The sequence below is a fragment of the Candidatus Bathyarchaeia archaeon genome, assembly GCA_041447175.1.
Taxonomy (GTDB): domain Archaea; phylum Thermoproteota; class Bathyarchaeia; order Bathyarchaeales; family Bathycorpusculaceae; genus JADGNF01.
Map to the genome: position 1 here is coordinate 718,410 of CP166960.1, position 17,687 is coordinate 736,096.

The window sequence follows — 17,687 nt, forward strand, 5'->3', positions numbered from 1 at the left end:
CTGCAGCAACCGTGAAGCTTCCACGTATGCACGTTTATTTGCCATCTCATCATGATATTTCTGTGATTACATCGCGGAAAGTGGTTCAATGTCCAATGACGTCCTAAGAGTGCATTCAGAATCTGCGCAAACATATGACCAAATCTGCCTGCAGGTGGAGTCACATGCACACGAAGTCCTCTTCGGGATGGCTTTCGAATACATTAACCCAAAAGAAGCACTGATAGACATCGGGATAGGCACCGGCGTGTGCTCTAAGCTTTTTCACAAGGCAGGTTTGAAAATTTATGGCGTGGACAACTCGCAAGAAATGCTCGCCGTCTGCAGAAAGAAAGGGTTTGCAACGGAACTGAAAAAACACGATTTGTGCTCTGGTAACTGGCCTTTTGAGGCTCAGGCGTTTCACCATGCCATCTGCTGCGGCGTGTTCCACTTCATTCCCGATTTAATCGTTTTCTTTCAAGAAACCCGCCGCGTTCTAAAGGACAAGGGCACCTTCAGCTTCACCCTAATTGACGGAAAGGGAAAAACCTCCTATGTGGACTCTGGCATCCACATTTACTGCCACGACGAAAACGCGATACTTCCTCTTGCATCTGGCTGCGGTTTTTCTTTGCTTAAACGACTGCCATTTTCTACCTTCAAAGACCCCCGCAAACAGGAAACAGTGCATTTTAAGGCTTACACCCTAAGAAAAACATAGCTTTACACATCAAAACTTAAAGCTCCCCCCTGAAGTGTTCTACAGCAGAGGCAGACTCATGGTGAACAGACGTTATCCGGACCAGCCCGTTGTCGGTGTTGGCGCAGTAATCCTCAAAGGAGACAAAATGCTCTTGGAAAAGCGCGGAAACCAACCCGCTAAGGGGCAGTGGACCATTCCAGGCGGCGTGGTTGAAGTTGGCGAAAGCTTGGAAGAAGCAGTTATCAGAGAAACCCTTGAAGAAACCGACTTAGTTGCCTCAGAGCCGCAGCTTATCGATGTAGTTGACCAAGTGCATCTGGACGCGGAGGGCAAAATCGAATACCACTACGTCATCGTGGATTTCATTGTAACCGTATCTGGTGAGCCTCAGGCGGGTAGCGACGCCGACGAACTCAAATGGGTACCTGTCGATGCTGTAGAAAGGTACGATTTAACGCCCTCTTTTAGAAGATTCTTTGTCAAAAATCAAACAAAACTACAAAGCATAACCTCGACATAGAAATGTCCTTTGAACGCGCCGAGCATATCAAATCCAATACCGTTAATTCTTGACTCACGTTTTGGCTTTCATTACCCATATAGTTCGCCAGCATTTTATAGCTGTGTTTGCATATGTCTAGGTAGTTCTATACATTAGCCCATCGTTATGTCTACTGAAAATGCGTAGATTTGCTAAACTGAATGAAGGGTGGCGCCTAATTTAGCATCGTTTAAATGTGCCTTAACAATTGGCGAACCACTGGTGGTTGTTGAACTGCGACATCGTGGACGCGGTGTGATTTGCACGTTTGCCTAGTTTTGGAGCGGTCATATTTGGATGCTAATAGCAATTGTATGCAGAAACCGAGGAGGAGGGAGCCGAGGGCTCCTGCAACTGTTGAATGTTGTTTTTTCTATGAGGCGAAGAACAGTCGGGTTTCGCCCATCGTTTTCAAATCCAGCGAACGCACCCGTGTAACCATGGGAAAGTCTCGGACAACCCGCCCCAAGGTAAGGCAGTTGTGCGGCGGCAAATCCCGTGCAATGCTGCGAACCGTTTCAGCGTCTACGCGTGCAGCTCGGCTGACCACATCCAAGTCATGTTCGTTGGTGAAGTTAAACAGGAAAATGTTGTCCGCTTGCCTGTAGATGGTCTCCTGCACCGTGTCAGGCTGGTTAGTGATGAACGTGGTGAATATGCCAAAGTGCCGCATGCGTGTGACGATGTCGTCCCAGTAGGTTTCCCGCAGGTACAGGTGTGCCTCCTCGGCAAAGAGGAAAACCGCTTTGAGTTTCCAGTTTTGCAGCGAATCCACAAGCTTGCCCAAGACGTATTCGACGACGATTTGGCGGTCTATGTTGCCGGTGTTCTTGAGGTTGATGATGATTGCGCCGCCGCTGTCCTTAGCCTTGAGCAGGCTGTCATCAAGCAGGGCTGCTTCGGTGAGGTTGTCAGTGAAGAAACCAGAGTTAACCAGCGAAAAGTAGCGGCTGGCAAGAGCGTCACGGACATGCTGGTTACAGTTGCAGTTTCGGATGGCTTCGTGGAGTTCGGCGAGGGTGAGTTTGCTTTGGTCTTTGAGTTGTTTCCAGATGCGTTTGAACTCCCGCGCCGAAGTTCCAGGCAAATGCAGCGCGTTGACGAGGATGCCTAAAACGACGTTGAGGTGGAGTTGGTTTATGGCGACTTTGAAGTTTTGGCTGGGCGTGAGGGCGTAGATGCGGTCGTAGTATATGTTTCGTTTGCCGTCGTTGGTCATGCCGATGCTGCCATACTCGCCGTTAAGGTCAAAGACGACGACAGTGGCTTTGTAGCCCACAAGACTAGCCATAAGCAGCTTGCTGAGGTGGCTTTTGCCGCAGCCCTTCTTGCCTGTGATGATGTTTAGTGTGCCGTCTAAGGCGGTGGCGTCGATGGTGAGTAGCGAGGAGTCTTTGGTTCCGCCCAAAATGATGGGTCGCTTGCCATCCACGTTTGCCAGCTTCATCAGCGCGGGTACCGACAGCTTCCGAATCAGCGACTGGGAACGGCTGGGCAGCCAGCTGCTGCTGGGGCTTAGCATGTTGTTTTCGAGGGTGGCGCGGATTTTGCACACTAGCAAGCTTGCGTCTTGGATGTAGGTTATGTGGGGCGCGATTTCCAGCGGGTCAATGTCTTCGCCCTGAATCGGTTCACCTCCATCAGGCAACGTACGCAGAAGCTCCTCCAACACACCTGGCACCGCGGCAAACTGCACATCAATCACCTGCACAATCAGCGCCTTGGCAGCTTCTGTGTCTTCGACCATGAGGTAGTCGCCTTTTTCGGCGCATTCGTTGGGGAAGCTGAGGATTTGGATGATGTTGCCTTCTTTTCGGTAAAGCTTCATGCAAACCCCTCCCTGCCAAACGGGCCAAACAGCAGTCGATGCATGTCTGGACGGTTGACAATTTGGATTCCGTGCCGGCGCGTGATGAAGTGCTGCATCGCCAAAACCTCATTTGCCGTAAACGTACACAAAATATGCGCCAGCCGCAGCGTCTCGGGGTAGCTGTTTTGGAGCACGTCGTTGCCCAGCAGCTTCTCGACGGCTTCAAAGCGGCTCTGCAACGGGACTTCGCAGTCAATGTCAAGGCGAAAAGCCATGTTGGCTTTGTGCAGCCGCGCCACATAGACATCACCCAACGGAACCATAGGCGCCTTAAACCGCAGCCCCGTGGTTTCCAGCAGGTAAGGCGCTTCGCCACTGGGCAGCAGGTCAGTTATGAGGTAACCGTTGGCGCGCAGACTGGTAGCTTTGCTGAACGCGAGAACGGTGTTGTTGTTTCTGCGGGCAAGGGTGAGGATTTCGCGCATGCGGTGCACGGGCGTGTCCATGGTGCCTGAGATGAGGCTGCCGTCAAAAAGCAGGACGGCGTTGTTTGTGGTTCGAGCGAGGCGATTTTGCATCCACCGCTCCAGAATGCTGGCGAGGCGCGTGGGCATTTGCATCAGCGGCGGGGTGGCTTGGCGGCTGCCGGTGTAGGGGGTGTGGAAACAGTCGCGTTCGAGGTTGCTGTAGACGGCGTTTTTGTTTTCTTCGGTTATGTGGAAAATGAAGGGACCCAGCCGAGTGTAGTGGTAGCGGCGGTTTTTTTGTTGGACGGTGGCGCCGCGGATGGCGATGATGATGCCGGTTTTGGTTTCGCCGATTTTGATGGTGGAGGTGTCGACTGCTGCGCTGGGGGTTGGTTGGTGGCTTGGTGGGCGGGGGAGGGGTGTGCGTTTGAGTTGGAGTTGCGTGGGGCATTCTTGATGAAGTTCGGGGGTGAGGGTTTGGGGGGTGGGTTGGAGGTTTGTGTTGTGGGCTTGGCGGAGGCTGTTGATGCTGAGTTCTATGAAGCGTGTGGGGAGGGGGGTGTCGGTTGTGGGTTGTGGAAAGTTATATTTGGGGGTTGTTGTTATTGTGTATTGTTCAATCACCAAGATTCACCAATATGCAATATCTATTGGTGCAGTAAATAAATGTTGCGCTTGTACATCATGCGCAATACAATATACAATAACAGCAGAAGACGAGACCGTGACCGAACCCCAAAAACCACCCATCAAAGTCAAAATGAAAATCGGCGACATAGAATTCGAAATCGAATCCCAAGAAGACCAAATCCAAACCGCCGTCGACCGCATCCTCGCAACCGTCACCACCCGCCTCAAAGACCTCCCCACCTCGGTCCCGTCACCAACCGAACGCCAAGCTCCACCCCCAAGAGCCGAAACCTGCAAAGGCATCATCCAAAAACTCTGGGAAGAAAACTGGTTTGCTCAGCCCAAAGGCTTAGAAGACGTGCATAGCGAACTGGCAAGGCGAGGTTTTCACTATGACCGAACCGCCGTAGCCCATGCATTGGTGGACCTGGTTAAGGATAATGTGCTTACACGCATCGGCAGACCACGTAGGTACCAGTACGCCCAAAAACGACCTCCACCCTAAACAATAGACACAATTATGAAGGATATAGGCAAAAATGCCTACATAGGCACCCGTGTCTATATCCTACATTGATTTTGGCATAGCATAACCCCCCTTTTGTTCGGGAAGGTTTGCATATTTTTTCGTTCAGATTAATGTCCACGGTTTAACGCCTTAGGCGAGCGACTCACTTGTGGCTTGTTTTGGTCAAAAGAACCTGCGTTCTACGGTTGCCGCCTGTTCCGTTAAGGTTGCTGCAGATGCCGTCTCCAAGTTAGCGTGCTTACAAACACGAGCGCATAGCAAGCTAACGCCAGTAGCATTGCTGTCGAGAGTCCCATCATGATGCCTATGCCCGTTGCCAGAACCGAGCCCAACACGGAAGTTACACCGTTAATTGCCCACATCCATGGAACACTGATTTTGGTGTTCGCCGCGATGATGCTGATTCCTGTGGGGAAAGGTATGCCCATGAAGAAGCCCAGCGGAAATATTAGGGCAATTGTTATGGCGCTTCGAGCTATGGCATCCAAGGGAAGCAGGGCGTTTAGTAGAGGGTTTAAGATGAAGTAGTACGTTCCTGCTATGGCTGTGATGGCTAAACATGCAAAAAGCACTGTTTTAGAAGCATCCTTGGTTTTGATGAATTTGCCTGAGAAACTGCCAACCCCGGTGGACAGAAGTAACGTGAACAGGATAACTTCAAGTGATCTGGTTGGGTAGCCTAGAAACAGGATGAACTTTTGCACCAGCGTGATTTCGATAAGCATGTAGCCTGCGCCCAACGCTGCAAAGTAGAGAATAAACGGTGCTGCCTTGGCGAGTTTGCCTTTGCCTTCGGAGCGTTTGCGCACTAGCGGAACCACAGAAACCCCTGCTGTGGCGATGATGGCAAACAGCATCAGGGGCGTTAGGCTTTCGGGGATGCCTTTTTCGAAGTCAAAGAAGTAGGGGTTGTCATCTGTGGCGGGGCGAATTTGGCTGTTGGAATTGGCGTAGAACTCTTCTAAGGTGACTTTGCCTGTGAGGAGGTCAGCGTAGGGCTCCTGCGTTTCAATGTAAGGTGCGTGGAGGACGGCGTGGTTTTCACCCATCTCCAGTGTTTCTATGTTCACGGTTTGTGCTTCAAGCTGCGTGAAAGGCACCTTCTTTAGCATAAACAAGGCCGCAACTCGCCCCGGCTCATACTCCCAAGTGGTCACAGACATGTATTTGCCCACATCCTCTGGCGCAACCCCCTCCGCTATCAAAAGCTCCGTAGCGGTGGTTACCAGTTTGGGGACTTCTTTGATGAATCGTGTGATGCTTAAGACGCCGTTGTTTGTTAGGTGGTTGTAGTATTGCTGGAAGGCTTCTTGGGTGTAAAGGTAGTTTTCTGCTAAAGCGTAGCCGCCTGACGCAAGTGCAGCCCAGGAGTCAACCATGGTTAAAACGATGACATCGTACTGTTCGGTTGAGCGGCTTATGTAGCTTCGTCCATCAGCCACCACTTCGTGCACATCATCGTAGGGTGCGATGCCGTCATCGTAGCTGTATATGTCGCCGCCTTTTGCCCCAAGACTCTTGACCACATCAATCACGATAGGGTTCAGCTCAACAGCCGTCACCAATTTCGTACCGCCATGGAGCGCGGTGAGTACGTCTCCGCCGCCTCCTGAACCGATAACTAACGCGTGCTTGGGGTCCTCCACTATTGTGTAGGGTGTGTAGTAAATCATGTCTTTAAGAAAAGTTGCATCATTCAGCGTTCCGTTGAAGCGGTATACGTTGGTTCCTGCGTCTGCGTCGATGTAGATGCTGGCTGCGATGGGGCTGCCCGCTGGGAAACCCTCTACTACGTCGACTCGGGAGAACGAGTTCCAGTCAGTGTAAACGTCCGTGAGTGAGGGGTCCTCTAAGGCGCGGTATAGGGATTTGCTTTCGTTGGGTTCTGCTCTTAGCCATAGGGTCTGTGCGTTGGTTGCTAACATGCCCGAAGACAATACCAACACGGCTAAACTGAAGGCTATGAATTTACGTTTTTTAGTGGCAAATGCAAAGAGTGTTCCCGACACAGCTATGATTAAGCCGACCAAAAGCACGGCGGATTCAGCGCTTAGTGGTCCTAGGACGGGCTCCACCATGAAGCAGCCTAAGCTTGCCCCAATCATGTCTGCAAAGTACAATGCGTAGACGGTTTTGCTTTGGCTTTGAAAGACTGAGGATATGCAGATGCCGCAGAAGAAGAATGGAACCATAGACACGGCATAGAACACGTATAACGCGTAGACTGAAATTGGGAACTGCAAAATCACATACAACACTGCTGGAATGGAAAGCGAGAAAGTCAGGGTTGCAACCGTTGCTATCTCCATGGAAGGTGCTTTTCTTCCGATGTAGTGCGCAAAAACTCCGCCAAACCCGAGCCCAAACATGGCGACGGAAACAGCAATGAAGGCGTAATGGTACCAGATGACAGTTGAGAATAATCTTGTTATTAAGATTTCCAGCATCAGGCTGGAGAAGGAAACCAGCATAATGCCCACTAAGACAAGGGTTTTATTTTTTTTCATTTTGTCGTTTTGTCCGTTCACATCTGCGTGCATCGATTTCTTTCCAGCATCAAACAGATGAGTATCTGAAATTTAATTTTCTGCATGTGTGAATCACACTGACACCCCACAAAGTTTAACAGTGCGTACACCCATGGAACCGCACACTACCCGCAGGGGTTATGGCTTTGGAACACACGTACGTGCAAACATTAACTGGATTGGGGCTTACTTCTTGCCAAAGCCGCGTCTATCTTGAACTCGTACGTTTAGGTTCTTCGTCTGCAAAAGCAATCTCCGCAGCAGCACAGGTCACCCGTCAGGATGTTTACCGCATCATGCCTGCCCTTCAGGAAATGGGGTTAGTTGAAACTGTTATTGACTCTCCCACTCTTTTCAACGCCATACCCATCGAAGAAGGCGTTTCCATCCTGATGAAACGCAGGAAAAAAGAAAATGATGAGCTCCGTGTAAAAACGCGGCACTTGCTGGCAAACTTCCGAGCCAAAGAAACAAAGCATCTTCCCCAAGAACACGCATTTGTTTTGATTCCTCCAAAAGAAACTGATGTTCGGCGGCGAAAACGCTCCCTCTCCAAAGCTCAAGAAACCTTTGACGCCATCAGTTCTAAGAAGCGTTTTTCTCAAGCGGTTTTTCATATGTTTGAGACCTTAAGTGCAGCGGCAGACCGCGGCGTGAGGATTCGTTTGATAACGGAGCGTCCTGAAGAAGGTGGATTGCCTAAGGAATTGGAGCATTTGGCAAAAAATGCTCGTGTGGAAGTTCGTTTTCTTGAGTATCCTCCTAAGGCGGTTGTGAACATTGTTGATGGTTTGGAGGCTTCAATTTTGACTTTGGGGTCTGCGGGTTGGGCGCAGTCGTCTTCTTTGTGGACCAGTAATCCTAGTTTTGTGGCTGTGGTTCAAGACCATTTTGATTCAACTTGGAGTAAAGCGTTACCTTTAGCTTTGGCTGAGGCGCGTCCCCGTAAATGTTGGACTTAACGCAAATTATCGGTCTGGGTGTTTGAGGCAAAAATTATAACTCAATGCTTAGGAATAGTAGCGTGGGGACTACCAATGAAGAGTGTGGTTGTTTATTATTCTCGAACGGGAAACACCAAGTTTATAGCAGAAACCATCGCCGCCCAACTATGTGCCGATCTATGTGAAGTTACGGATAAAACAAAACGTGACGGTAAACTGACCTATTTGACAGGCGGATTTGCCTCTTTGCGGGAAAAACCCACAGAAATTGAAGTCTCCAAACCCGTCGGCGTCTATGACTTGGTGGTTGTGGGTTCGCCTGTGTGGGCAGGAAAAATAGCCCCCGCTATCAGGACATTTCTAAAAACCACTGACCTGTCCCAGAAACTTGTTGCATTATTTGTGACGTTAGGCGGAGACAAACCTGAACACGCGTTGCAGAACATGAAGACGGCGTTCGCGGCGAAACAATTAGTCGGCGAGTTCGGAGTTACCTCCGCATTGGATAAGCGGGAACAAACCTTGGCGCAAGTGGCTGCTTGGTGTAGCAAACTGCAAAAATCACTTAACTAAAACCCGAGAAAACAAATTACGCTTCTGAAGTCTGCTTGTTGAGCCACTCAAAAATGGCTCCTGCAGCTTCTTGGTCCAGCACGCGGTCGGAAGCATTGTAGTGCAGCGCCGCTTGAGCATCAAGTTTCTCACGGGGCGTCTCTTCATGCTTCAGTATATGATTCGCGTTTTCTGGGTACACAAACTCTGCCAAGCCGTTTTTGGCAGCCGCAGCTTCCAGGGGCTTCCCGTCTGCTTGCCAGTCAGTTTGGATGTCCTTTTTGCCAATAACCACCAGCAATGGAGCATCGAGTTTGGCTATAGCTTTTGCTGGGTTGTATATCCATAATTCGCGGGCAAAGGGCAAGTTAAATGGCGTTGCCAAACTTAGCAACAGTTGTTTCATACCCTCAGGCAGAGACGCGTCAGGAACTACTGGTTTGCCCTCGACAAATGCGGCAATGGCAGCGTCATAGTACTTCATTGTGGATTCTGCGTCTGGTAACGCTGCGACTTGGCTGAAAATCTGACTACGCGCCACTTGACCAACGGCTCTTCCAGGGGCACCTGTGAGCACGAAACCTCTGAATCTGTGCTGCTTAGCTTCAAGTTGGTAGTTTAAGGCGTGAATGGCGCCTTCGCTACTGGAAAGCACAAACAAGTCCGAATCATCTCCCTGCCTCTCAGCCACTATGGTTTTAACGGCGCCAGCCAATTCGTCAACGTGGCTTTGCATGCTGATTTTACCTTTCAGCTTCATCGCAGCCTCTTTTGCATGTGGTCCCGAGGCACGTTTATCATAACGTAAAGTCAAAAACCCCTGATGTGCGAGGGCTTCCGCCAGCAGCTTGCCGCTGCCGTTGGTTCCGGGCAAAAGAGGTGAGCACCAATCGCGGTCGGTTGGTCCACTGCCCGCCACAAACACTACTGCACCGCATGTTTTCTCGCTTTTTGGGTAAGTCAATGTGCCGTAAACAGGAATCTCGTCGACTATCCATTGTGTTTCTTTGTTTTCGATTTGCTGATTTTGTGGCATGCTTTCACAGTGTCTCCAGTGATATCTGGTTGTGGGGTAACTTAAACAGTGTGACAGCGTGGTTGCAGCGTAACTATGCTAGAATTGCTTCTTGTCCTAAGAGAGCTTTTTGGAATAAGTCTTGGATTGCGGCGGTTATGCTGCCTGCGTAGCGTGGTCTCACTACTTTTTCGGAGAACTCTATGAGCAAGGCAGGTGGCACATTGTGGAATGCCAAGTCTGTGAGGAGGTCATCTTCTGTGACTAAGGTTGCGTTTTTTCGTTTCATGCATATTCGCCTACAGACTGCCTCTATGCCTATCTCTTTAAAAAGAAACATGCCCCAGCGACTCACTTGGGCAGGGGGGAGGGAGCAGTGAAACTGAAAGCGCGAGTTCGAATGAAGTAAAAAGGGCGGTTCCTGCTTGGGTTATGCTGCAGCGGCTATGCTGTTGACGATGAATATGAACAGGGCAATCACCGCTATGAATACTGCACCCAAGAAAACCGTTAAGCCTTTTTCATGTTTTCCAAACTTCAACGACAAAACTGCGTTGACTGCTGGAAATATGGCGCCGATTCCCAAAAGAAACAGCAGTTCCGATTTGTTTCCCCAACGGTTGGCTACGCCGTCAAACCCAAAGTGGACAGGCACCGTTTCTGGAAGGGCAGCATAAACCGCAAAAAAGTAACCCACAAAAACAAGGTACGCCCCAAAGACGGCTAAAACCTGCGCGTAAACAACCCACTGGCCCGCCCCCCGGCTGAGGTCTGGCTTTGTTATAACCCCCTTTACGGCTCCTACAGTTTTAGCCTTTGCCGCTTCAAGAAATTGGAGCGGTTGTGCAGGTGAAAGCACCAGTTTTTCTCCATCCACCAACGTAAGAACCACAAATTCCCCATCAATTCTCGTAGCATAAACGTGCGCATTGCCTATGCTGGTTCGAAATAAGCCCCAATGAAGCCCGGGCAGGCTTGCTCCAAACAGCCGCAAATTCAGCTTTAACTCTGCAGCTTCCACTGACGCAATTTGTTGGTAGGCTATTTTTTTCTTGATTAACCCGATATTTACTTGAACATGTGTGTTTGAGAGCTGGTATTTCATGTGCCCTGCAGAAAACGTGAGGTAACCCAGCAGGAGAAGCACCGCAAGCAGAACCGAACCCATTACTGCAGTGAAGGCTACGGGTCCCTGCAAAAACAGAAACATCAATGCTCCAATTGGAACTGCAAGAATGACAAGAAAGATTATTCCGTAGTAATTTGACTTTGAGGAATGTGTAGGCTCGTAAGCTGTGACGTTTTCGGGTGGCATTGCATTATTCACGTATGCGTTGTTATTATAGTCGTTTCATACTGCCTGCTTTTTCCCTTGTTTGGATAGGTTTTTGGGTACATAGTTTATTGAGAAAACCCTTTTACTCTCTAAACCCCCACTGTAAGGCTATGTCTTCTACAAAACGAATGATTGTTGACTGGAAGGGGCAGCTCCGCCTTGAGGCTGCAAACGAAAAAGGGCTTTTGGTGCGGTTTGATGCACCCAAAGAGCACGGCGGCGAAGAAAGTGCCCTTTCCCCAATGGAAAACGTGCTCGCCAGCTTAGCGGCATGCAGCAGCTTCCATGTTCTGACAATCCTGAAAAAGAAACGCCAAACCGTCACGGGCTACTCTGTTGAGGCAACCGCTGAAAGGAGAGACGAGCCCCCGCGGGTCTTCACCAAAATTCACCTCAAATACGTCATTAAAGGCGAAAACCTCGACCCCCACGCTGTGGAGACCGCTATCAAACTCTCCGAAGAAAGTTATTGCTCGGTGGGCGGGATGCTAAAAAAAGCTGTTCCTATAACCTCTTCCTTCGAAATCAACCCCTAAACACCACGACGGACCCGAGCAACCGCATATTGCTGCCTATTTGGCGTTTTATCTTCGGCAACTGCCACGCATGCGGTGCCTTTCTTTGCGACGTTTCTGCTACTGCTATGATAGTAAGAGAATTTTTTTCATCACGTCGATGCCTTTTTGGGTTATGAGGTAGTCGCCTTTGTTGTCTTCTTGGGCAATCAACCCCGCATCCAGTAGCTTTTTGACGTGAAAAATCAGGTGCCCTCCCTTCAGGTTGGTTATTTGGGTTAATCGTGAGAAGCTGTTTTTGCCCTCGTAGGTGCTGAGCAGGATTTTAAGCCGCACGGAATTTGCCAGTGGCTCCAGTACCCCCTCCACAAGCTTGGCTATGTTTAGTTCTTCGTTTTGTTTGTCTTCGGCGTTTTTCTCAACCAGAACCACGGTTTGGAACGCCCGCTTTTCGCGTTTTAGTTTTTTCTGAAAATTTCGGTGGCAGGCTTCACAGGGTGCTCCTTTGGCTTTTTCTGTGATCTGTTTTGCATGGTCGATTTTGGAGTCAAAGTCGGCTAAGGTGTCGGTGGAGTTTGATTCTTTTATGGCTTTGAGGTTTTCGTTGGCGATTTCTGCGAATTTTTTTATGCAGTTGGGTTGGTTTTTGCATTGGGCGTCGGTGAGGTTTTGAAGGTCTTCGTTGAGTTCTTCTTGGAGTTGGTTGGCGAAAAGGAGACGGCGGTTTTGGGTTAAGGCTTCTTCGACGGCTTTTATGCGTTCTTTGAGGATTGAGCCTTCAAGTCGGTTTAGTTCGGCTCGGAGGGTTTTGATTTCGGTTTTTAGTTCTTCGATGGCGGTTAGCATTGTTTGGTTGTTTGGGTTGGTCATGTTTTCCCTCTACAAATTGGTATATTTTTGTTACCTAAAACTATATAAAAATATCTGAGTGACTTGACCAATACAGGAGAAACAAACATGACGAACCTCTTAATCGCCTACTACTCCAAAACTGGAAACACCGAAAAAATCGCCAGCCTCATAGCCGAAGGCGCCAAAACCACACCCCAAACCACCGTAGTGGTCAAAAAAGCCCAAACCATAGACGCCAAAGAAGCCGCCCAAGCCGACGCCTTCGCAATTGGCTCCCCCACATACTTCAGCCTAATGTCTGGGCCAACCCTAACCCTACTCACGGAACTGTATTTTGTTCGTGACCAGCTAGCCGGCAAACCCATGGTAGCATTTGCCACAGGCGGCGGCAGCCAAACTAAAGCCGTGGAAAACATCGAAAGTGTCCTAAAAGCCTTCAACCCCAAACTACTACAACCCGGACTGGCTGTGGGCAACACAGTTTCGGACGCCGACGCCCAGCAAGCAAGAAAACTGGGAGCCGACTTGGCTAAAGCCGCAGCAGAAACCAAAGCAACTTAGCAACAATTGCCGCCGTAAATTGCGGCGCCTTCTTTTTTCTGGAAGACAGCAACAAAAGGTGAATTCCCAGATTTTTCGAAGCTCTTTGCGTGCTGCTGAGTGTGGTCTCTAAGGTATAAAGGTTTGTTGGGCTTTGGGTTGCTGCGGTTCAAATCTGGGTGTGTTCAGCTGAGGGGTTTACTGTTTTTCCCAGTAGATGGTTGTTATGGTGGTGTCTATTTGATCTATTACCCTGCCCTCTTTGGTTATGACTGTAAGGTATTCTTTGATTTTGTTGATTTCATCGGCTGTTAGCTGCTTGGCCATCATTGTTCTGCCTATGTAGTAGGAGCATGCATCCTCATACGTTTGGTTCATGTCCCAAATCTGTTTTTCATACGCAAGCTTTGGCAAATACCCATTCCCAAACAGCATCCCCATGATGTAGGTGCGGTCTTTTCCACAGTTTCCTTCATCATCAGCTACGCCTGCAATCTTGTGAACCTGCTGCAAAACCGGCTCCACCATCTTGCTGGGGTTGGATATTACACAAAACCGTTTGCTTGCAGCGTTCATTTTTTTGATTGTGGCGGCATTGCAGATTGCGGGAGTTGTGTGGGCAAACACCAAATCAAAATGTTCCTTGAAGCCTTGTTGCTCAAGGTCTACGGCGTTCCAATCCAGAACGGAAAGGGCTACGTTGGGTATTTGTTCTTTTTCGAGTTTTTCTTTTCCTTGCTGTATCATTTTAGGGGACAAATCTACTCCTGTTACAGAATGCACCTTTTGAGCCACCGCCATGGAGTATACGCCCACTCCACACCCAACATCGAGCACGTCATAGTTTTGGGCTAACATGTGCTCTTGGTCCAGCAGTTGCAGGAATTTGTTGTCCTGAAAAGTCGGCATTAAATTGTAAATTGGGTCTTGGGCTTGAGAATCCCATAATTGCACTTGCGACTGGGTATCCTTGTTTTGTGACACCCAGCTTTTTTCGATTTCTTCAATAGCCATGCAGTATTACTCCAGTTGTTTAGAGTGTTACTGGCTTTGTAGGTTTTACCTGTTTTATATAAACTTTGGCAACCCCCAAATTGTGTGCTTTCAAAAGTGGTGGGGCTGGGGAGATTTGAACTCCCGTCACGAACGCCCGAGGCTCATAGCCTGGACCATGCTAGCCGACAGCCCCACAAGCGGCTACGGTTTATGTTCTTTGGGCAGACATGAACATAAGTGTTCCTCAACAAAAAGGTTCACCCTTGTCTTGTCAAGTTTTCTTGAGGCGCTTGGATTAAGTCAAGAAAGTTTGACCAGAAAACACGCTTGTTTCCGTTCTGTTTAGTCAAAAAACCTTTACAAAAACCCTTTTTTACGCTGAAAATCCTAGACAAATTGGGCTTCGGCTCAGGCACAGTTTGAACAATTGGAGAAGTAGGGTATGTTTGACCTTAAAAAAGCGTTTGCCGCTGCTTTACTTGCAGTGGCAGTTTTGGTTTTGTATTATTTTCTCAGCGGCAAAGGGTTTGGGTTAAGCAGCAGCAACTGGGTGCTGGTCGCATTAAACATTGGCTTCTTCAGCCTATTCTTCCTGTTCATACCCTTCAAACGCAAAGTCAAACGCCGCCACGCCAGCATATACCTCGCCTTCATCGTAGGCTTATACGCCGAAATGTACGGCGTCCCCTTAACCATGTACTTCTTCACCTGGGCGTTTGGCTACAACAACGTCTACACCCTTGAATTCCTACTCTCCGGAGTTTTAGGACCTGAACTGTTCTACGCAGTCTTCACGTTCTTCATATTTCCCGCAACCGCCCTCGTAATGGTCGCTGGCATCTTGCTTATTGTGTTTGGCTGGAGAGACATCCACCGCGGCAAAGCAACCAACCAACTGGTTTCAACTGGCATCTATGGGCGAATTCGGCATCCCCAGTACTTGGGTTTTCTGCTCCTCACGCTGGGCATGAACCTGGAGTGGACCACCATATTCACGTTTCTGCTCTGGCCCGTACTGGTCGTCATGTACTATCGGCTGGCAAAAGAAGAAGACATGGACAATCAGGAGCAGTTCGGCGAAGAATTCCAACAATACAAAAACCGTGTCCCAGGCTTCCTGCCCCGGCTAACCAAACCCCACTTCACCTTGAAGCAGGCAAACCCCAAACGCTTCCCACAGACATAACTTCCCCAAACCACCACGTTTTTTTGTCTGGAGAAACCTAAATAGGCTTGCCGCGTTCACGCTTTAGCAGAACGCTTCGGAGAAGTTACATGCCCCAAAAAAACCGACGATACACCCTCAAAACCAAAGAATCCAAACAAATCCTCACCCAAGCTTCCGAAAAACTCAAACTCAACCTTGACAACCTCGTAGGCGCAAAAGCCAATGTGGAAATTGTAGAAGCCGACTTTGGTGACCTGCTGCTTATCGACGGCACGCCTCTGCTTTTTAGGACCGCGGGACTGGTTTTTCCCACGTTAATGGCGGAGGCAATTGTGACGCGGCTGCCCAAAGTCGTGGTGGATATGGGGGCGGTCAGGTTTGTCTGCAACGGCGCCGACATCATGGCTCCAGGCGTGGTCCGCTACGACGGAGACTTCGCAGCTGGCGACGTGGTTGTGGTTGTGGATGAAAAACATGGCAAGCCGTTAGCTCTAGGTGAATCGCTATACCCTTCAACCGAAGCCCGCGGGATTAAGCAGGGACCTGTCGTTAAAAGCCGGCACTGTGTGAGCGATAAAGTTTGGAATTTCGCCAAGTTGTCGACTGAGTAAACCGCGTGTGGCTTTTTCGGTGACAATCCATGCATATGCCAACGACTTTCACGTTTTCGACACGTTGCTGCCTACCCAGCAAGCCTTTTCCAAGTACAGTGACGTAGCCGAGAGGTTTGCCGCATTTCTGGCATCGGACTGGTTCGTTTTCGTTCATTTGGGTCACTTCCATTTAGTGAGGATTTCTTCCCGCCGAAACGTCGCTTTAGCCACGTAAAACAACGCCAAATCCGCCACCGCAAGCGCGCCTGAAACAACCAAGCCTAAGGTGACCAGCGGGATGGAGGGGATGGAGGTTGCAAGTATCATCACCATCAGCAGGGGCAAGATGATTAAGCCGCCCAGTTGCTGAGCAGCGCGGATATCGTTGACGCGGGAGGAAATGATGACGTTAGCTTCAACGCTTAAAACGCAGGCAAGCGGCGTCATTAACCCCATGACAACTGCCCAGTAGAGGTTGGGCAACAGCCAAACACCCAGCGTCATCGAGGACCATACGTCGATTATGACCACAAAGATGGCGGTGCCTATGTATGTGGCGCCTATGCAGGGAATGAAGGAGGCGAGGCTTTTGCCAAACAGCAACTCCGCATCCGTGGTTGGCGTTGCCAGAAGCGGCTCAAGGCTTTTTTCCAGTTTTTCGCCTACAAAACTGTACGATGCAATGATGGTGGGCAGCACGGCGGCGATGACCACAAAGTACGCCGTGAACATGTCAATGAGCATGTAGGCGGTTTGCACCATTTGCGGGTTGTTTATGCTGCTGGCTCCGGCGGTTATCGAGAAAATCAGGATGCCTGGAATCAAAATGCCCATAAGCAGGGGTAAAGCAACAAGCGAGTACGTGATGTACTTGTTTTTCTTAAACACCGATAGGTCTTTTGAGGCAACTATCCACGCTTTTGCAAATCTCACTATGCCTTCGCCTCCCTAATCAACTTTAAGTACACATCTTCAAGTGTGGACTTAAGCTCGGTCACGTACTGTACATCTCCACCCGCAGCCACAATCGCCCGCACCAAGTCTGGGTTATCCTTCTCAGGGTGATCCATATCCAATACGAGTTTGTTATCGACGACCCGAACATTACTGACCGAATTGAGCTTTTCAACTGACCTCGTTATCTCGTCGGTTACCATCTGCAGATGCACGATAGTCTTGCGACTGTAAAGGCTCCGCTCCAACTCCTTGGGTTCACCGACAGCAATAAGGCGGGTTTTGAGGATGCCTATGCGGTCACAAAGCCGTTCCGCCTCATCTAAATTGTGCGTGTTGAGAAAGATGGTGTTTTTTTCTTTTTTGAGCTCCAACACAAAATCCCGCACCGTCTTGGAGGCTTCGGGGTCGAGGTTGGCGGTGGGCTCATCCAAAAAAAGCAGCTTAGGTTCATGGATGAGGGCGCGGGCGATGGCGATTTTTTGTTTGGTGCCTTTGGAGAAGTTGCCTACGTTTTCGTCGCGGCGCTCCCAGATGCCCAGCAGCCGTAGCAGCCGCTCGATGTTTTCGCTTCGTTTCTCTGGGGGGACCTCGTAGAGTTTGCCGTAAAAATCCAAGTTACGGTATGCGCTTAGGTTATCATATAAGCCTACGTTTTCAGGCAGTAGCCCCACCATTTTGCGGATAGCAAGGCAGTCGGATTCTTTGCCTGACTCGTAGCTGCCGATGTGGGCTTTTCCACTGGTTGGTGTGATGAGGCAGCAAAGCATACGCACCGTGGTTGTTTTCCCCGCGGCGTTCGGTCCAAGAAACCCAAAAACTTCGCCGTCTCTAACTTTGAGGTTAAGGTTATCCACAGCAGTCAGGCTGCCGAATTTGCGGGTTAAATTTTCAGTTTCAATCATCCGCAAGAGCCCCTTAAAGTTGACTCTAATTAGGGCTTTTGGTATTTAGATTCTTCTATCCACCGCTTCTTTGTCGTCCTTGAGCAACTGGAGCTTAAGTTGATTTTTTCCCAGATATTTGCAGTTG

19 protein-coding genes and 1 tRNA gene are annotated in these 17,687 nt (G+C 49.5%); 9 read left to right on the plus strand and 11 right to left on the minus strand.

The window, feature by feature from the left end; genetic code table 11:
• Window positions 1–88 precede the first annotated feature (88 nt).
• Window positions 89–703 carry a class I SAM-dependent methyltransferase gene (locus ACBZ72_03760; protein XES77998.1) on the plus strand — a complete coding sequence of 205 codons (615 nt, stop codon included), beginning with the start codon at window positions 89–91 and terminating at the stop codon, window positions 701–703.
• Window positions 704–761: 58 nt separating this feature from the next.
• On the plus strand, window positions 762–1,205 hold the full coding sequence (locus ACBZ72_03765) for an NUDIX hydrolase (GenBank protein ID XES77999.1): 444 nt from the start codon (window positions 762–764) through the stop codon (window positions 1,203–1,205).
• Between the two features lie 394 nt (window positions 1,206–1,599).
• Here ACBZ72_03765 and ACBZ72_03770 read toward each other — a convergent pair whose 3' ends face one another.
• Window positions 1,600–3,054, minus strand: a complete 1,455-nt coding sequence (locus ACBZ72_03770; GenBank protein XES78000.1) for an ATP-binding protein — start codon at window positions 3,052–3,054, stop codon at window positions 1,600–1,602.
• Complete coding sequence (locus ACBZ72_03775) at window positions 3,051–4,127, minus strand: DNA double-strand break repair nuclease NurA (GenBank protein XES78001.1); 1,077 nt, start codon at window positions 4,125–4,127, stop codon at window positions 3,051–3,053. Before ACBZ72_03775 ends, ACBZ72_03770 begins: the two co-directional genes overlap by 4 nt.
• A gap of 100 nt (window positions 4,128–4,227) precedes the next feature.
• Between ACBZ72_03775 and ACBZ72_03780 the strand changes: the two genes are divergently transcribed.
• On the plus strand, window positions 4,228–4,638 hold the full coding sequence (locus tag ACBZ72_03780) for a hypothetical protein (GenBank protein XES78002.1): 411 nt from the start codon (window positions 4,228–4,230) through the stop codon (window positions 4,636–4,638).
• Window positions 4,639–4,862: 224 nt separating this feature from the next.
• Here ACBZ72_03780 and ACBZ72_03785 read toward each other — a convergent pair whose 3' ends face one another.
• Window positions 4,863–7,202, minus strand: coding sequence for a hypothetical protein (locus tag ACBZ72_03785; GenBank protein XES78003.1), 2,340 nt, complete (start codon window positions 7,200–7,202; stop codon window positions 4,863–4,865).
• Window positions 7,203–7,330: 128 nt separating this feature from the next.
• On the opposite strand from ACBZ72_03785, the gene ACBZ72_03790 reads away from it, so the two are divergent.
• Complete coding sequence (locus tag ACBZ72_03790) at window positions 7,331–8,152, plus strand: TrmB family transcriptional regulator (GenBank protein ID XES78004.1); 822 nt, start codon at window positions 7,331–7,333, stop codon at window positions 8,150–8,152.
• Between the two features lie 75 nt (window positions 8,153–8,227).
• Entirely contained in the window at window positions 8,228–8,707 is a 480-nt protein-coding gene (locus ACBZ72_03795; protein XES78005.1) for a flavodoxin family protein, read from the plus strand.
• Window positions 8,708–8,723: 16 nt separating this feature from the next.
• Here the strand turns inward: ACBZ72_03795 and ACBZ72_03800 are convergent, their stop codons facing one another.
• The 3 genes from ACBZ72_03800 to ACBZ72_03810 all read right to left on the minus strand — a co-directional run bounded on the left by ACBZ72_03800 (window position 8,724) and on the right by ACBZ72_03810 (window position 11,016).
• Entirely contained in the window at window positions 8,724–9,722 is a 999-nt protein-coding gene (locus ACBZ72_03800) for an alpha/beta hydrolase family protein (protein ID XES78006.1), read from the minus strand.
• Window positions 9,723–9,795: 73 nt separating this feature from the next.
• Window positions 9,796–9,990, minus strand: a complete 195-nt coding sequence (locus tag ACBZ72_03805) for a hypothetical protein (GenBank protein XES78007.1) — start codon at window positions 9,988–9,990, stop codon at window positions 9,796–9,798.
• A gap of 141 nt (window positions 9,991–10,131) precedes the next feature.
• The gene (locus tag ACBZ72_03810; protein XES78008.1) at window positions 10,132–11,016 is read right to left on the minus strand and encodes a PH domain-containing protein; all 885 of its coding nucleotides are present in this window, start codon (window positions 11,014–11,016) and stop codon (window positions 10,132–10,134) included.
• 131 nt (window positions 11,017–11,147) lie between these two features.
• Here ACBZ72_03810 and ACBZ72_03815 point away from each other — a divergent pair, with 131 nt between their 5' ends.
• The gene (locus ACBZ72_03815) at window positions 11,148–11,573 is read left to right on the plus strand and encodes an OsmC family protein (protein XES78009.1); all 426 of its coding nucleotides are present in this window, start codon (window positions 11,148–11,150) and stop codon (window positions 11,571–11,573) included.
• Window positions 11,574–11,678: 105 nt separating this feature from the next.
• Here the strand turns inward: ACBZ72_03815 and ACBZ72_03820 are convergent, their stop codons facing one another.
• The gene (locus ACBZ72_03820) at window positions 11,679–12,422 is read right to left on the minus strand and encodes a winged helix-turn-helix domain-containing protein (GenBank protein XES78010.1); all 744 of its coding nucleotides are present in this window, start codon (window positions 12,420–12,422) and stop codon (window positions 11,679–11,681) included.
• 87 nt (window positions 12,423–12,509) lie between these two features.
• Here ACBZ72_03820 and ACBZ72_03825 point away from each other — a divergent pair, with 87 nt between their 5' ends.
• A complete protein-coding gene (locus ACBZ72_03825) occupies window positions 12,510–12,965 on the plus strand; it encodes a flavodoxin family protein (protein XES78011.1) in 456 nt (151 codons plus the stop codon).
• Between the two features lie 177 nt (window positions 12,966–13,142).
• Here ACBZ72_03825 and ACBZ72_03830 read toward each other — a convergent pair whose 3' ends face one another.
• Window positions 13,143–13,958, minus strand: a complete 816-nt coding sequence (locus tag ACBZ72_03830; GenBank protein XES78012.1) for a class I SAM-dependent methyltransferase — start codon at window positions 13,956–13,958, stop codon at window positions 13,143–13,145.
• Window positions 13,959–14,055: 97 nt separating this feature from the next.
• A tRNA-Pro gene (locus tag ACBZ72_03835) sits at window positions 14,056–14,133 on the minus strand.
• Between the two features lie 249 nt (window positions 14,134–14,382).
• Here ACBZ72_03835 and ACBZ72_03840 point away from each other — a divergent pair.
• Both ACBZ72_03840 and ACBZ72_03845 read left to right on the plus strand, forming a co-directional pair.
• A complete protein-coding gene (locus tag ACBZ72_03840) occupies window positions 14,383–15,126 on the plus strand; it encodes an isoprenylcysteine carboxylmethyltransferase family protein (GenBank protein ID XES78013.1) in 744 nt (247 codons plus the stop codon).
• An 89-nt stretch (window positions 15,127–15,215) separates the two neighbouring features.
• On the plus strand, window positions 15,216–15,719 hold the full coding sequence (locus ACBZ72_03845; protein XES78014.1) for a DUF1947 domain-containing protein: 504 nt from the start codon (window positions 15,216–15,218) through the stop codon (window positions 15,717–15,719).
• Window positions 15,720–15,881: 162 nt separating this feature from the next.
• Here the strand turns inward: ACBZ72_03845 and ACBZ72_03850 are convergent, their stop codons facing one another.
• Together ACBZ72_03850 and ACBZ72_03855 are read right to left on the minus strand one after the other, a co-directional pair.
• Window positions 15,882–16,634, minus strand: coding sequence for an ABC transporter permease subunit (locus tag ACBZ72_03850; GenBank protein ID XES78015.1), 753 nt, complete (start codon window positions 16,632–16,634; stop codon window positions 15,882–15,884).
• On the minus strand, window positions 16,634–17,560 hold the full coding sequence (locus ACBZ72_03855) for an ATP-binding cassette domain-containing protein (GenBank protein XES78016.1): 927 nt from the start codon (window positions 17,558–17,560) through the stop codon (window positions 16,634–16,636). Before ACBZ72_03855 ends, ACBZ72_03850 begins: the two co-directional genes overlap by 1 nt.
• Window positions 17,561–17,687: the final 127 nt, after the last annotated feature.